General features: G+C 64.2%; 10 protein-coding genes. 5 read left to right on the forward strand and 5 right to left on the reverse strand.

What is annotated here, in order from left to right; translation table 11 throughout:
* Window positions 1–17: 17 nt before the first annotated feature.
* Together queA and C8N32_RS02810 are read right to left on the reverse strand one after the other, a co-directional pair.
* Window positions 18–1,067: a tRNA preQ1(34) S-adenosylmethionine ribosyltransferase-isomerase QueA gene (queA, locus tag C8N32_RS02805; RefSeq protein WP_107890942.1), complete on the reverse strand. Its 1,050-nt coding sequence runs from the start codon at window positions 1,065–1,067 to the stop codon at window positions 18–20.
* The gene (locus tag C8N32_RS02810; protein ID WP_211309702.1) at window positions 1,064–4,288 is read right to left on the reverse strand and encodes a YhdP family protein; all 3,225 of its coding nucleotides are present in this window, start codon (window positions 4,286–4,288) and stop codon (window positions 1,064–1,066) included. Before C8N32_RS02810 ends, queA begins: the two co-directional genes overlap by 4 nt.
* A 142-nt stretch (window positions 4,289–4,430) precedes the next feature.
* Here C8N32_RS02810 and C8N32_RS02815 point away from each other — a divergent pair, with 142 nt between their 5' ends.
* The 3 genes from C8N32_RS02815 to C8N32_RS02825 all read left to right on the forward strand — a co-directional run bounded on the left by C8N32_RS02815 (window position 4,431) and on the right by C8N32_RS02825 (window position 6,928).
* Complete coding sequence (locus tag C8N32_RS02815) at window positions 4,431–4,892, forward strand: peroxiredoxin (protein ID WP_107891015.1); 462 nt, start codon at window positions 4,431–4,433, stop codon at window positions 4,890–4,892.
* A 190-nt stretch (window positions 4,893–5,082) separates the two neighbouring features.
* Window positions 5,083–6,414, forward strand: coding sequence for a DUF5930 domain-containing protein (locus C8N32_RS02820; RefSeq protein ID WP_107890944.1), 1,332 nt, complete (start codon window positions 5,083–5,085; stop codon window positions 6,412–6,414).
* The gene (locus tag C8N32_RS02825; protein WP_107890945.1) at window positions 6,404–6,928 is read left to right on the forward strand and encodes a bactofilin family protein; all 525 of its coding nucleotides are present in this window, start codon (window positions 6,404–6,406) and stop codon (window positions 6,926–6,928) included. The genes C8N32_RS02820 and C8N32_RS02825 overlap by 11 nt, the downstream gene beginning before the upstream one ends.
* Window positions 6,929–7,001: 73 nt before the next feature.
* On the opposite strand, the gene prfB is transcribed toward C8N32_RS02825, so the two are convergent.
* The 3 genes from prfB to C8N32_RS02840 form a co-directional block, all read right to left on the reverse strand.
* Window positions 7,002–8,129 carry a peptide chain release factor 2 gene (gene prfB, locus C8N32_RS02830; RefSeq protein ID WP_107890946.1) on the reverse strand — a complete coding sequence of 376 codons (1,128 nt, stop codon included), beginning with the start codon at window positions 8,127–8,129 and terminating at the stop codon, window positions 7,002–7,004.
* Between the two features lie 69 nt (window positions 8,130–8,198).
* The gene (locus C8N32_RS02835) at window positions 8,199–10,718 is read right to left on the reverse strand and encodes a penicillin-binding protein 1A (protein ID WP_107890947.1); all 2,520 of its coding nucleotides are present in this window, start codon (window positions 10,716–10,718) and stop codon (window positions 8,199–8,201) included.
* Window positions 10,719–10,808: 90 nt separating this feature from the next.
* Window positions 10,809–11,951, reverse strand: a complete 1,143-nt coding sequence (locus tag C8N32_RS02840; protein ID WP_107890948.1) for a pyridoxal phosphate-dependent aminotransferase — start codon at window positions 11,949–11,951, stop codon at window positions 10,809–10,811.
* 59 nt (window positions 11,952–12,010) lie between these two features.
* Between C8N32_RS02840 and C8N32_RS02845 the strand changes: the two genes are divergently transcribed.
* Both C8N32_RS02845 and C8N32_RS02850 read left to right on the forward strand, forming a co-directional pair.
* Window positions 12,011–13,342, forward strand: coding sequence for a M48 family metalloprotease (locus tag C8N32_RS02845; RefSeq protein WP_107890949.1), 1,332 nt, complete (start codon window positions 12,011–12,013; stop codon window positions 13,340–13,342).
* On the forward strand, window positions 13,339–14,049 hold the full coding sequence (locus tag C8N32_RS02850) for a DsbA family protein (protein WP_107890950.1): 711 nt from the start codon (window positions 13,339–13,341) through the stop codon (window positions 14,047–14,049). Before C8N32_RS02845 ends, C8N32_RS02850 begins: the two co-directional genes overlap by 4 nt.
* The last annotated feature ends 60 nt before the right edge of the window (window positions 14,050–14,109 follow it).

Raw genomic sequence — 14,109 nt, forward strand, 5'->3', positions numbered from 1 at the left:
GCCGCACAAAGCAGCCCTCAGGGGATCAGCAAAGACGCATCCCCGTACGAGAAAAACCGATACCGCTGGTCAATCGCATGGGCATAGATCCGACGGATTCGGCCCTGCCCCATCAACGCCGACACCAGCATCATGAGGGTGGAGCGCGGCAAGTGAAAATTCGTCATCAGCCCGTCGGTCACCCGGAAGTGATAACCGGGTGTGATGAAAATGTCGGTCTCGCCCCGCCAGGGCGGCAGCGTCCCGTCGGGGGCGGCGGCACTTTCGATCAGCCGAAGCGCAGTGGTGCCCACCGGGATGACCCGCCCGCCGCCCGCACGGGTCGCATTGATCTCTGCCGCCGCCTGGGCGCCGACCTCCCCCCATTCGGCGTGCATCTTGTGCTGGCTGACATCATCGACCTTCACCGGCAGGAACGTCCCTGCCCCGACATGCAGCGTGACATGGCTGAACTGCACACCTCTCGCGGCCAGGGCCTTCAGCAGCGGCGTATCGAAATGCAGCGACGCCGTCGGCGCGGCCACCGCGCCGGGGCGCGCGGCCCAGACCGTCTGGTAATCCACCCGGTCCTGCTCGTCCGCGGGGCGCCGCGCGGCAATATAGGGTGGCAGCGGCATTGCCCCCGCCTGCGCGAGCGCCGCGTCGAATTCCGCACCCGACAAGCCGAAGGCCAATGTGACGTTTTCGTCGCTCTTTCCGATGACCTCCGCCTGCAACGTCTCTGAGAACACGATCTCCTCTCCGGCGCGCAGCTTGCGCAGCGGCTTGGCCATCGCGCGCCAGCCCCCCTGGGGCGTGGGGTGCATCAGCGTCACCTCCACCCGTGCCTCGACCATGCCTTGCGCAGTCTTGCGACGGCGCGTGCCGGTCAGCCGCGCAGGTAGGACGCGCGTGTCGTTCAGCACCAGCCGGTCGCCGGGGCGCAGGATCGTCACAAGATCCCCGACATGGCGATCCGCGATCTCCTCCCCCCGGGCCAGCAAAAGCCGCGCCGAACTGCGCGGGCGTGCGGGACGGGTGGCGATCAGATCTTCCGGCAAGGCGAAATCGAAATCGGACAGCTTCATTCCGGCAACTCCGGCGGAGGGCGTCGAAACAGATCCCTGAACATTCCGGGGGTCAGGATTGACAACGGGTTTATCTGCACCTGCGGGCGCGAGGGATTCCCCGACAGGCGGTAATTGATGCCGAACAGTCCCTCGCCCCGGCGGGTCAGGACCGAACCGATGGAATTGACCAGATAAATCGGGGAAACCACGCCCTGCATGTCCAGCTTGCGCCGCGAAAAATCGTAAACGCCCGCCACGGACAACCCCATCGAAGGCCCCACGGCGCTGCCCTGACTGACCTGCAACGCCTTGGGCGTCAAGCGGAAATCGGCGTCGACCTGCGAAAAGGACAAGCCATCGCCATTGAGCAGGTCGATCAGCCCCACGACACTGATGGCTGACAGAAGCTCCGCAAGAAGCGATGTCCCGCGCACCTGCGTGTCGGTGATGCGCAGCCGGCCATCGTAGCTCCCCGTACGGGGTGTGGGGGTAAGCGCAATCTCCATCTGCCCGCCACGTGCACGGGCGAAAAGACCTGCGGCCTGCAACACCGCGCCCGCATCCTCTGACCGCAGGCGCACTCCGGTTCCGTTTGCCGCCGGCGCAAGCGTTACCGTCAGCGGCGCCTTGCCGTTCACCCGGCCCGAGAGACGCCCGCGCAGCGCCCCCCCTTGAAGCTGCCCGCTGACCCCGGTCAGGGCCAGCCCCTCACGGACGATGATCCGGTCCAGCCGGACCGAGACAGGGCCCCCCTTCCCGCCGCCGCCACTGCCCCGCTTGGGCAGATGTCGGATGTCCAGCGTTCCGCCGGTCAATGCGATTTCGGGCGCGCCCGGCCCCGGACGAACCTGCGCGGAAGCGTCCAGCCATGCCCCCAGCCGCACCCGTGAGAAGCTGGCCCGCGACAGGCCGCCGCCCCGCGCCAGGTCAACCCGCCCCTCGGCCTTGAGCCCCGGCGCGTCGAGGCTCAGCCGGTCGATCACAGGCACATCCCCCAGCCGCCCGGAAACCCGCATATCCGCGGCACGATCCGGCGCTTTCGACCACCCCAGCCCCGCAAGGCGCAGCCCGACCCCCCTGAGATCGGAACGCAAGGAAAAGGACGGCACACCGTTCTTGGGCAAGGTCACATCGATGCTGCCCCACCCTGCCCCGGAAACCGCCCCCCTGCCAAGATTGATCCCGAAGGCCTGTGCAAACCGCGGCGACAATTCGATCTGCCCGGTAACGGTGGCCGGGGGGGCGTCCGGGCCAGTCTGCTGACGCCAGCGAACGCGAAGGGGAACGCCATCGAGCTGCGGCGCACCGGAAATCTGTATCTCACCGTTTTGCGCCTGAAGGTTCAGGGCGCTGGCGGTCAGGCTTCGGCCTGCGATCAGCACATCGGACCGCACCCCTCGCAGCGTTCCACTGACATCATAGGATATCTTCGCCGGGGAAAGCCCCCTCATCAAAGGCAGGAAAATGCGCGCGCGGGCCTCGGCCCGCCCACTGGCCAGATCGGGGGAGCGGCCGGACCTGGCCATCAGGGACAGGGGCGGGTTATCCAGCACCGACAGGACTGCCGGAATGGTCCCTTCGGCGCGCAGGCCCATCTCGGCCCTGGCGGGCCGTTGCAAAACATCCGGCACCCGGAAAACGGACCCTGCCAGGTTTACCTTGCTGCCGTCGGCAGCCGTCACATGACCCCGGTCCATCACGATGGTGTAGCCGCGCTCACTGATGGACCCATAGCCATGGCCATCCTCGATCGGTGGCATTTCGGGCAGGAAGCGCACGCGCCCGCCGCGAACCTCGTGGCTGAGAGACACCCGCCAGGGCTGACCGGGGTCATGACGCAACGCGGCCTTCACGTCGAAGGCCTCTCCGGCAAGAATGTTTCTCGCCAGCCACCCCCGCAGCCCGGGCGCAGCAGACACCGGCCACAGTTCCAGCAGACGTGCCGCGCGAATCCGATCCAGCCCAATGTCCGCGCCAAAAGACCATCCTGTCTCGCTGGCACCGATGCGGCCCCGCGCATGGTAGTTCTGGCCTCCGTCCTCCAGCACGGCCTGCCCGACCGTTACGCTGAACGGATCAAGGTCCAGCTTCATGTCCAGGGCTCCACCCGAAAGGTGCACCGGCGCATCGAACCACTTTCCGGGGCTGATATCGACAGCGTCGAACCGCAACTGCGCCACCAGCGCCGAAGGCCACCCGCCCGCGGTTTCGGGAACATAGGCCTTGCCCCCTGCCGACAGCCGCAGGGCCTCACTGTCCACGGAGATGCGGTCAAACCCGATACGGCCATTCTCCGGCGTATAGGAAAAATACGCGCGCGCGGAATTGAACCCGATGGGCGGGATCCCTTCCGCCGGCTTCAGCGCCCCGGCCCCGATCTCCAACGCAGCACTCAGCGGGCCAAGCGCGCCCTCCGTGTCCACCCTGGTACGCAGGGCGCCGGAGATCGGGGCCTCCAGCACTGCCAGATACGCAAGCGCGGGGGACTGGGTGGCAATGTCCGCCGCCGGCACATTGGAAAAACTCGCCGCCATCCGCGAAGCGGGCGAGCCCCGGCCCGTGGAAAAGGTAAAAGCGAATTCGGCGGGAGTCCCGGCTTCACCCAGAAGCGAGAAAAACACCTGAAGCGATACCGTCTGCCCGGCTTCCAGGGCCAGCAGGCCGTCCTGAACCTGCCAGGCACGCCCGGCACGGGCATCTTCGTAGCCGATGTGCAGTTTCTCGATGCTGAGCCGGTCCAGCCGGGCGAGAAAGGGATGTTCGAAAGCGCCATCAATCTGATCCAGCATGCCGTTAAGGTTGGGCGCGGCCGAAACGGGCGCGCCAACCGTCCCCAGCGCGAGGTCAAAACTGCCATCCGGGGCACGGCGCAGGTTGATATCCGCACCGCGCAGGGCCACTTCGCTGGGCCGGACACGGCCCGTCAGAAGCGCCGCCGGCGAAAGCCGCACACTGAGTTCCGGCAGGCGGGCCACAATACGCCCGACCCCGTCGCGCACCTGCACGTCGCGCAGCCACGCCCGCGGCTGAAGCGTGCGCGAAACGTAAAGGTCCACTTCCCCCAGACGAAGCGAAACCGGGCGCAGCCCTGCGTTCAGCCGCGATTCCACCTGTGCAACCACCGCACCGGGCAGGCTCACGACACGCCCGGTCAGGCCCAGCCCGACCAGCCCCGCAACGCCGGCCAGCATCGCAAGGCTCAGCAGCATCCACAGGCCAAACCGTCCCGGCGGTGGCACAAAATCTGGTTTTCGATCCTCCATCCTCCGGATACCCACCTGTACCGTACGGATCCTGCCCTTGTCTCCGGCCCTTTGGCCGTTATCTTCCCGGCAGGACCGTGCCCCGAAATACCGGGCACCGCAAGCTTTGGAGAACACCATGCCCGAGACAGGACATCCCGCGCCCGATTTCACCCTGCCCCGCGACGGCGGCATGTCTGTCACGCTTTCCGGTTTGCGGCCTGCGCCGGTGGTTTTGTATTTCTATCCCAAGGATGACACGTCGGGCTGCACGAAGGAAGCATTGTCCTTCAGTGCTTTGCTGCCGGAATTCGAAGCCGCAGGGGCCAGGGTTTTCGGCATTTCCCGCGACAGCGTGGCCAGGCATGACAAATTTGTCGCCAAGCACGCTCTGAGCGTGCCGCTTTTGTCGGACGAGGATGGCAGCGTCTGCAACGCCTACGGCACCTGGACCGAAAAGAAGATGTACGGCAAAACCTACATGGGGATCGAACGATCGACCTTTCTCATCGACAGTTCGGGGACGGTGGCGCAGGTCTGGCGCAAGGTCAGGGTGGCCGGGCACGCGGAAGACGTTCTGGAGGCGCTGCGCGCGCTCTGAACAGTGCCGACATCCCGTCCCTTTGTGTAAAAGGGCACGACGACCGGCAAAAAACCGCCAATCACCTCAAAAACAGCAGACAAACCGCTGCTTTCGCATGTAAAGAACATGCAAGCGTGGCGTCAGCCGGAAAAGCCCGGACAGGGTCGGCGGGGCACCACTTCCCATAAAGGCAGATGAGGCAGGATCATTGGCAGCGCGACTGAAACATCGCATCGACACCGCCCTTGGGCGGCTTCTTCCCGAGCAAAGGTTGTTCTTGCGGACAGACAATGCAACCCGCTTCCTTCGCATCAGCCCCCTCGCACAGCTTTTCACAGGCGCGGCGGCCATCGCCATCGCCGGAACCGCGATGGTATCCACGACCGTCCTGCTGATGGACAGCGTCAGCACCGGCAACCTGCGCGACAAGACGCAGCGTGAACAGATCAGCTACGAAACCCGCCTGAATGCCATGGCGCAGGAACGTGACCGCAGCATCAAGCAGGCGGAAGAAGCCCATGAGCGTTTCAAGCTTGCGCTGGTTGAGGTCTCCGGCATGCAATCCGCCTTGCTGGCCTCCGAAGAGCGCAGCGCAGAACTTGCCAAGGGCATGGACGCGATGCAGCAGACCCTGCGCCGTATCATGGCCGAACGGGATACCGCCCGCACCGAGGCACGGGCGCTGGCCGCGCGGCTGGAAAGCTCTGACACCGTTATGGCCGGCCATGGCGGCGAAGCGCAGGATGCGCTGCGCTTCCTGTCCGACGCGCTGGAAGATACCGCGCAGGAACGCACTCTGGCCCGCGCGGATGCCGCTGCCGCCTACAAGCTGGCGGATGCGCTTGCCTATCGGAACGAACTTGCCCGCGAACGCAACGAACGTATTTTCACCCAGCTCGAAGAGGCGATGACCATCTCGGTCGAGCCGCTGGAGAAAATGTTCGCAAAAGCCGGGCTGAACCCAGACAGCCTGCTGAAAAGCGTGCGCCAGGGATATTCCGGAATTGGCGGCCCGCTGACGCCGCTGTCCTACTCGACCAAGGGGACGGAGCCGCATCCGGATGAGGTGCGGGGAAGCGCGTTGCTCGCGCGTCTGGACGAACTCAACCTCTACCGCATCGCCGCCGAAAGTGCGCCCTTTGCCTCGCCGCTGCGGACCTCATACCGGATGAGCAGCCCGTTCGGGTACCGCAATCATCCCATAATCGGCGGTTCCCGCATGCATGCCGGGGTGGATATGGCCGGGGCGCATGGCTCACCGATTTATGCCACGGCCGATGGTGTCGTGGTCCGGGCGGGCTGGGTCTCGGGCTATGGACGCATGGTCGACATCAGGCACGACTATGGCATCACCACCCGCTATGCCCACATGTCCAAACTCCGCGTGAGCAAGGGCGAAAGAGTCTCGCGCGGGCAGCAGATCGGTGATATGGGGAATACGGGCCGTTCAACCGGGACGCACCTGCACTATGAGGTGCGCGTGAACGACAAACCCGTAAATCCGATGACCTATATCAAGGCAGCCAAAGATGTTTTCTAAAAACAGACCCAACGAAGCCGGGCAAAAACCGGGAGACAAGACCAGACCGAACATGCCCGAGGCCGCCCCGGTTCCTCGTTCCGGTTCCGAAAGCCCTGCACCGGTCGCCAAGGCCAAACCGCCGGCGTCGCTGTTGTCCAGCGATCTGACCATCAAGGGCAACGTGAAAACCACCGGTGACATTCAGGTCGAAGGGACGGTTGAGGGGGACATTCGCGCCCACATGCTGACCGTCGGGGAATCCGCGACCGTCCGCGGAGAGGTGATGGCCGATGATGTCGTCGTGAACGGGCGCATTGTGGGCCGCGTGCGCGGGCTGAAGGTTCGTCTGACCTCAAGCGCCCGTGTCGAGGGCGATATCATCCACAAAACGATTGCCATCGAAAGCGGGGCTCATTTCGAGGGATCCGTCCAGCGGCAGGAAGATCCCCTGAGTACGGCCGGAACCCGCCCGCAGGCCCCGCAGCCTGCGGCACAGAAACCTCCGCAGCAGCAGCCGACACCAAAGGCCTGATCCGGAAAAGTCAGGATCTCGGGCACCACACGGGTGGTGCCCTTTTTCATGTGCGGATATGCGCTGCGCGCGATTATTCGTCGGCTTTGGCCTCTGCCCGGCTCATCCCCGAAACATTAAGGGCCAGCGTGGCCGCCATGAACGCATCCAGATCGCCATCCAGAACCCCTTGGGTATCGGATGTCTCGACCCCGGTGCGCAGATCCTTCACCATCTGGTAAGGCTGCAAAACATAAGAGCGGATCTGGTTGCCCCACCCGGCCTCGCCCTTCGCTTCGTGCTGGGCGTTGATTTCGGCATTCCGCTTGTCCAGTTCCATCTGATACAGGCGGGATTTGAGGGCCTTCATCGCAATATCGCGGTTCTGGTGCTGGGATTTCTCCGAACTTGTCACCACGATCCCCGTCGGCAAATGTGTGATGCGAACAGCCGAGTCCGTGGTATTCACGTGCTGGCCCCCAGCCCCGGAAGACCGGTAGGTGTCGATGCGAATATCGGCGGGATTGACCTCGATCTCTATATTGTCGTCTACCACCGGATAGACCCAGACCGAGCTGAATGAGGTATGGCGCCGCGCCGCGCTGTCATAGGGTGAGATCCGCACCAGACGATGCACGCCACTTTCCGACTTCAGCCAGCCATAGGCGTTATGACCGGAAATCTTGTAAGATGCGGATTTGATCCCGGCTTCTTCCCCAGGGCTTTCCGATTGCAACTCGACCTTGTAGCCGTGCTTCTCGGCCCAGCGGACATACATTCGCGCCAGCATGCTGGCCCAGTCACAGCTTTCGGTCCCCCCCGCACCCGAGTTGATCTCGAGAAAGGTATCGTTCCCGTCGGCCTCACCATCGAGAAGAGCCTCCAGTTCCTTTTGTGCGGCCCGGTCTCTGAGAGATTTCAGCGCGGCTTCGGATTCGGCAACGACTGTTTTGTCGTCCTCCATTTCACCCAGTTCGATCAGTTCGATGTGATCGTTGAGCTCCTGTTCAATCCCCTCGTAGGTATCAATGGCGTCTACCAGCGTCTGGCGGTCACGCATGAGTTTTTGCGCCCGCTCCGGGTCGCTCCACAGGTCCGGGTCTTCGGCCATGGCGTTGAACTCCTCCAGCCTGTGCCGGGCGGTGTCCCAATCCATCCTCTGGGCCAGCAGGGTGAGCGACTTGCGAATGTCTTCAACGGTATTTTGCGCCTCTGCACGCATCGGCAACGGACCTTCTAAGTTCTCTGTGTCAAGTCGCGGTGATATCCCCAACCGGATGCGCGGGCAAGGTCAGTAAAGCCCCCCCGAGGACAGCGACCCGAAGTTCGCCTTCGGCCCGACCCGTGCTTTGCGGCCGCTGGATGTCGTGACCTCGACCGGCGCCTCTTCGTCGCCCTCTCCGGGCTTGAAGAGCGGCAGGTTCGCCCCCATGGCAAAGCCGCCATCGATGACCGCAGCCAGTCCGAATACCGGCACGCTGTCATTACGGAAATACTCTGCCACCACGTTCGGGCCGGAAGCATTGTCTGGCAGGCGGGCGCCGGAATAGCGGTCGATCTTGATGAAGTAACCGCCCGGAGGCACCTCGAATGGACCGCCGCCGTATTTCTTGACGGCAAGTTTCATGAAATCGTTGAACACGGGTCCACACATGCTGCTGCCAAAGGCGCTCCGCCCCAGCGGACGCGGCTGATCGTAGCCCATGTAGCATCCGGCCACGATATTGGAGGTAAACCCGATGAACCAGACATCCTTCGCGTCATTGGTCGTGCCGGTCTTGCCGGCGGTCGGCACCGGCAGATTGATGACTTTGGAGGCGGTACCGCGTTCCACCACGCCGCGCATCATCGAGGTCAACTGGTAAGCGGTGATGGCATTCATGACGCGCTCCCGCTCTGAGACAATGGCCGGGGCCCTGCCCGCGGGCAGATCATTCCGGGTGCACTCGGTACAGCGGCGAATATCGTGGCGATAGATGGTCTTGCCCCAGCGATCCTGCACCCGGTCCACCAGCGTCGGGGCAACCCGCTCACCGCCATTGGCGAACATCGCGTACGCCGCCACCATCCGGTAAAGCGTGGTTTCCTGGCTGCCCAGCGCATTGGCCAGGAAGGGTTGCATGCGGTCATACACGCCAAACCGCTCGGCATAGCCCGCGACAGTCTCCATCCCGATTTCCTGCGCAAGACGCACGGTCATCAGGTTGCGCGACCGTTCGATCCCCGTGCGCAGGGGGGCGGGGCCATAAAAGCGGTTACTGGCATTCTTGGGCCGCCAGATGCCCGCGCCGGTCTTCACCTCTATCGGTGCGTCGATCACGATGGTTGCGGGGGTAAATCCACTGTCCAGCGCCGCAGCATAGACGAAAGGCTTGAAGCTCGACCCCGGCTGGCGGGTGGCCTGCGTGGCCCGGTTGAAGACGGAGTACTGGTAGGAAAAGCCCCCCTGCATGGCAAGGACGCGCCCGGTGTTCACGTCCATCGCCACAAACCCGCCCTGGATACGCGGCACCTGCCGCAGCGACCAGTTCAGGACCTGACCATCCGAGATCAAGCGGCGCACATGCACCACATCGCCGGATTTGAAATTGTCCTGAAAACTGCCGCGCATCCACGCGATATCGGAGCGGGGGACGATGGAAGGATCCTCGGCGGTGTCGCGCACCCCCTCGATCCCCACGCGCATTTGCTGGGTTCCCACCTTAAGAACCACCGCCGGATACCAGCCTTCGACATCCCGGGAAACCTCCGTCGCCGCGAGAGCTTCGCGCCAGTCCGCCTCGCGCTCCAGCAGGGCCGGGTCGATCGTCTTGCCGGTGCCGCGCCATATTCCCAACCCCCGGTCGTAACTTTCCAAACCCTCGCGCAAGGCACGGGCGGCCTCCGCCTGGAGTTCGCGGTCCAGCGTGGCGCGAATGGTCAGCCCTCCACCGAAAAATTCCTCTTCACCGAAATTTTCGCTCAGCTGGCGGCGGATCTCGTCGGTGAAGTAATCGCGCGGCGGCAAGCTGTCCCGGTAGGGGGTATAATCGCCGTTTTGCACGGTCCGGAGCGGCGCGGCCAGCGCCGCATCGAAAACCGTGCGGTCAAGATAGCCGTTCTCGAACATCTCGCGCAGGACGAAGTTGCGCCGTTCGACGGCACGCTCCGTCTGACGCACAGGATGGTAATTTGACGGCGCCTTGGGCAGCGCGGCGAGGTAGGCCGCCTCCTCCGGGCGCAATTCGCCAAGGGTCTTGTTGAAATACGTCTGTGCAGCCGCAGCCACGCCATAAGAGTTCTGGCCAAGAAAAATCTCGTTGAGATAGAGTTCAAGGATCTTTTCCTTGCTCAGGGTCTTCTCGATTCGTGTCGCCAGAATCAGTTCCTTGACCTTGCGCTCCCCGGTCCGTTCGCCGCCCAGCAGGAAGTTCTTCATGACCTGCTGGGTAATGGTCGAGGCGCCGCGCACCGTTTCGCCACGGGTACGGATGGCTTCGATTCCGGCGGCGATGATGCCGCGCGCGTCGAACCCCGGATGGGTATAAAAATTCTTGTCCTCCGCGGAAATGAACGCCTGTTTCACAAGATCGGGGATTTCGTCTGCCGGAGCGTACAGGCGCCGTTCAACGGCGAATTCATCGATGATGCGGCCCTCGCCGGTGTAGATACGGCTGATCGTTTTCGGGGCGTAGCTGGCAAGATCCTCGTGATCGGGCAAATCGCGCGCATACATCCAGAACAGCGCGCCCACCATCAGCGCCACCGCCAGAACCCCGACGGTCAGCAGACTGAAGACAGCCCCGATAAAGGATAGAAGAAAACGAACCACGCGCGCCCCCGATTGATGATGGCGCTTGTATACGCGTCCGGCGGGGATGCGTCAAAAGCAACCCGCATGGTCGGGTTCGTTTTCCGCCGCTCAGGCGCGATTTCGCATGAACAGGGTCAACCGGCTCAGGCCTTCGCGGATGCGCGCGGTAGACTGTGCATAGGAAAATCTCAGCGTACCGGCGCCCCGGTCGGGGTCGAAATCCATGCCGGGCGTCACGGCGACACCGGCCCTGTCCAGAATTTCACGCGCGAAAGCGCGGCTGTCATCGGTTATGCCGGAAACATCGGCATATACGTAGAAGGCCCCGTCCGGCGGCGCGATCTTCGTGAACCCTGCCCCTGGAAGCCCTTCCAGCATCAGGCGGCGGTTTTCCCGGTAGACGGCCATGTTGGCCTCCAGCTCTTCGGTGCAATCCATCGCCGCCGCGGCGACGACCTGGCTGGCATGGGGGGTACAGATGAAAAGGTTCTGGGCCAGCCGTTCGATCCGCCGGACATGGCTTTGGGGAACCACCATCCACCCCACGCGCCATCCGGTCATGGAGAAATACTTGGAAAACGAGTTGATGACATAAACATCGTCGGAAATTTCCAGGGCGGTGACCGCCTTCTTGTCGTATTCGATCCCGTGGTAGATTTCGTCAGAGATGAAGGCGGTGTTTTGCCCGTGGCAGGTGTCGATCAGCGCGTCCAGCGCATCGCGGTCCAGCATCGTGCCGGAAGGGTTGGCCGGCGACGCCACCATAAGCCCGTCGAGATCGGCAGGCAGATCGGCAGGCACGGGTTGCAGACGGTTTTCCGCGCGCGCTTCCAGCATGACCGGGACAATGCCCAAAGCCGAAAGAATCTGGCGGTAGGACGGGTAACCGGGCGCCCCGATTCCCACCCTGTCGCCCGTGTCGAACAGCGAAGTGAACGCCAGCAGAAATCCCCCCGAAGAACCGGGCGTCACCACTACCCGGCCCGGATCGAGATCCACGTCATACCACTCCCCGTAAAGTTGCGCGATCCGGGCGCGCAGGGCCGGCAGGCCCAGCCCCACAGTATATCCCAGCGGGTCCCGCCCTAACACCTCTGCCAGCGCGGCGCGGGCGGCGGCGGGCGCGGGCGTACCGGGCTGACCCACCTCCATGTGCACGATGTCCCGACCTTCGGCCTCGGCCCGGCGCGCGGCCTCCATCACATCCATCACAATGAAGGGATCGACCTCGCCCCGGCTTGAAACTCGCATCGCGTCCTCTCTACGGTGTAGGCATGGGCGCGTTGTTTCAGCCGGAAGGAGAAAGGTCAATGCCGCGTTGGGTGCATATCCCCCGAACCGGACTGCTGGCCGCGCTGCTGCTGGCCCTCTGGTTGCCTTCGGCCCGGGGCCAAAGCCTGATCCGTGACGCCGAGATCGAATACGCCCTGCATGAACTGGCCCGCCCCGTCATCTCCGCCGCCGGCCTCAACCCCGCGACGCTGCGGGTGATGATCCTCAACGACAGTTCCATGAACGCGTTCGTCGCCGACCACCGGACGGTGTTCCTGCATTCCGGGCTGCTGTTAAGGCTGGAAACCCCCGCACAGGTACAGGCGGTCATTGCCCACGAACTGGCGCATATCGCCAACGGGCACATCACCCGACGCATGGCGAATTTGCGCGGGGCGCGCTCCATCGGAGCGATCGGGCTGGTCCTGGCCGCGGCTGCGGCCTCCGTCGACGCCAGAGCGGGGGTGGGCGTGGCAATCGGGACAGCCTCCACCGCACAGCGGCTGTTCTTTGCCCACACCCGCGCCGAGGAAGCCGCCGCCGACCAGTCCGGCGTGCGTTTCATGGCCGATGCGGGGGTGGATCCGAATGCCATGATCGAAGTTCTGGAACTGTTCCGCGGGCAGGAAGCCCTGAGCGTCTCCCGCAGGGACCCTTATGCGCTGACTCATCCGCTGTCATCAGAACGGCTGCGGGCGCTTAAAGGCTACGCTGCGGGTTATTCCGGCGGATCGGAAAGCGCCAGTTCCCGCTACTGGCATGCCCGCGCGCGCGGCAAGCTGGAGGCCTTCCTGCGCAACCCCTCCTACACATTGCGCAAGATCGGACGCTCGGACACTTCGGATGTGGCGCTGATGCGCCGTGCCATCGCCTATCACCGTCAACCCGATACCGCCAAGGCCATGAAGGCAATCGATCAACTGGCCGCCAACCGCCCCAAGGATCCTTTCGTGCATGAATTACGCGGGCAAATCCTTCTGGAATCGCGCCAGTTTTCCGCAGCGGTGAACGCCTATGAACGCGCCGTGTCGCTCGCCCCCAAACACCCCCTGATCCTGTCCGGTTACGGGCGCGCCCTTCTGGCGCTGAACACCGCCGGCGCAGACCGCAAGGCGCTGGCCGTACTGGAACGCGCCCATGCCCGCGACCCCTACGACCCGCGCATGCTGCGCGATCTCGCCCAGGTCCACGCAAGGCTGGGGCAGAACGGGCTTGCCTCGGTCGCGACCGCCGAACGCTATGCCCTTGGGGGCCGGCTGACCGACGCCGCCGTCCACGCGAAACGGGCGGAAGGGCTGCTGGCGCGCGGCTCTCCCGGCTGGCTGCGTGCCCAGGATATCCTTGGCGCCGCTGCGCAGGCCAAAAGATGAAATACATCCTCCCCTTCCTGCTGCTGGCCATACCGGCCGGCGCGCTTGAGCTTTCCCCCGAACAACGCAACGCCTTCGGTGCCGAACTGCGCAGTTATCTGCTGGAGCATCCGGAGGTGGTCCGGGAGGCATTGCGCCAGGCCGAAACACATCGTTATACCCGCGAAGCGCAAAACGATCTGGCGCGCCTTAACGAAAACGCCGGGGCGCTGTTCGACTCGCCCCAGGACTGGGCCGAAGGCAGGGGCGATGTGACTCTCGTCGCCTTCGTCGATTACGCCTGTGCTTCCTGTGCGGACATGCCGGCCGTGGCCCGCGCAATGGCCACGCGGGACACGGCCTTGCGGATCGTGATGAAAGACTACGCCCCCGGCCCTGAAACCGGCGCCGCCCGCCTTGCCCAGGCCATTTTGCATGTCGACGGGCCAGACGCCTACCTGAAGGCACAGCGGGCGCTTTTCGCCCTACCCGACCACACCCCCACGACCCTGAGAGCCCTGGCCCACCGGATCAGTACGGCCCCCCAGGCCGTTCTGACCCACATGGAAGCCCCGGAAACCCACGCCACCATCGCCCGCACTGCCAGACTGGCCAGAACCCTCGATCTTGGGCCGGCCCCGGTCTGGGTGCTGCCGGACGCGCTGGTACGGGGCGATGTACCCCCGATCGCCCTGACCCGTGCCATCGACCGAACACGGTCCCGATAACCACCCCTTGGCCCGGCGCGGCGAATATGCTGCAAAGGTTCCATACCAACCAGAACGGAG

It is taken from the genome of Rhodovulum imhoffii (genome assembly GCF_003046545.1).
Lineage (GTDB): Bacteria > Pseudomonadota > Alphaproteobacteria > Rhodobacterales > Rhodobacteraceae > Rhodovulum > Rhodovulum imhoffii.

Excerpts from the sequence above, each read along its gene's own strand:
- C8N32_RS02850 (WP_107890950.1), top strand. The coding sequence starts at position 13,339 with ATGAAATACATCCTCCCCTTCCTGCTGCTGGCCATACCGGCCGGCGCG.
- C8N32_RS02845 (WP_107890949.1), top strand. The coding sequence starts at position 12,011 with ATGCCGCGTTGGGTGCATATCCCCCGAACCGGACTGCTGGCCGCGCTG.
- C8N32_RS02815 (WP_107891015.1), top strand. The coding sequence starts at position 4,431 with ATGCCCGAGACAGGACATCCCGCGCCCGATTTCACCCTGCCCCGCGAC.
- C8N32_RS02825 (WP_107890945.1), top strand. The coding sequence starts at position 6,404 with ATGTTTTCTAAAAACAGACCCAACGAAGCCGGGCAAAAACCGGGAGAC.
- C8N32_RS02840 (WP_107890948.1), bottom strand. The coding sequence starts at position 11,951 with ATGCGAGTTTCAAGCCGGGGCGAGGTCGATCCCTTCATTGTGATGGAT.
- prfB (WP_107890946.1), bottom strand. The coding sequence starts at position 8,129 with ATGCGTGCAGAGGCGCAAAATACCGTTGAAGACATTCGCAAGTCGCTC.
- queA (WP_107890942.1), bottom strand. The coding sequence starts at position 1,067 with ATGAAGCTGTCCGATTTCGATTTCGCCTTGCCGGAAGATCTGATCGCC.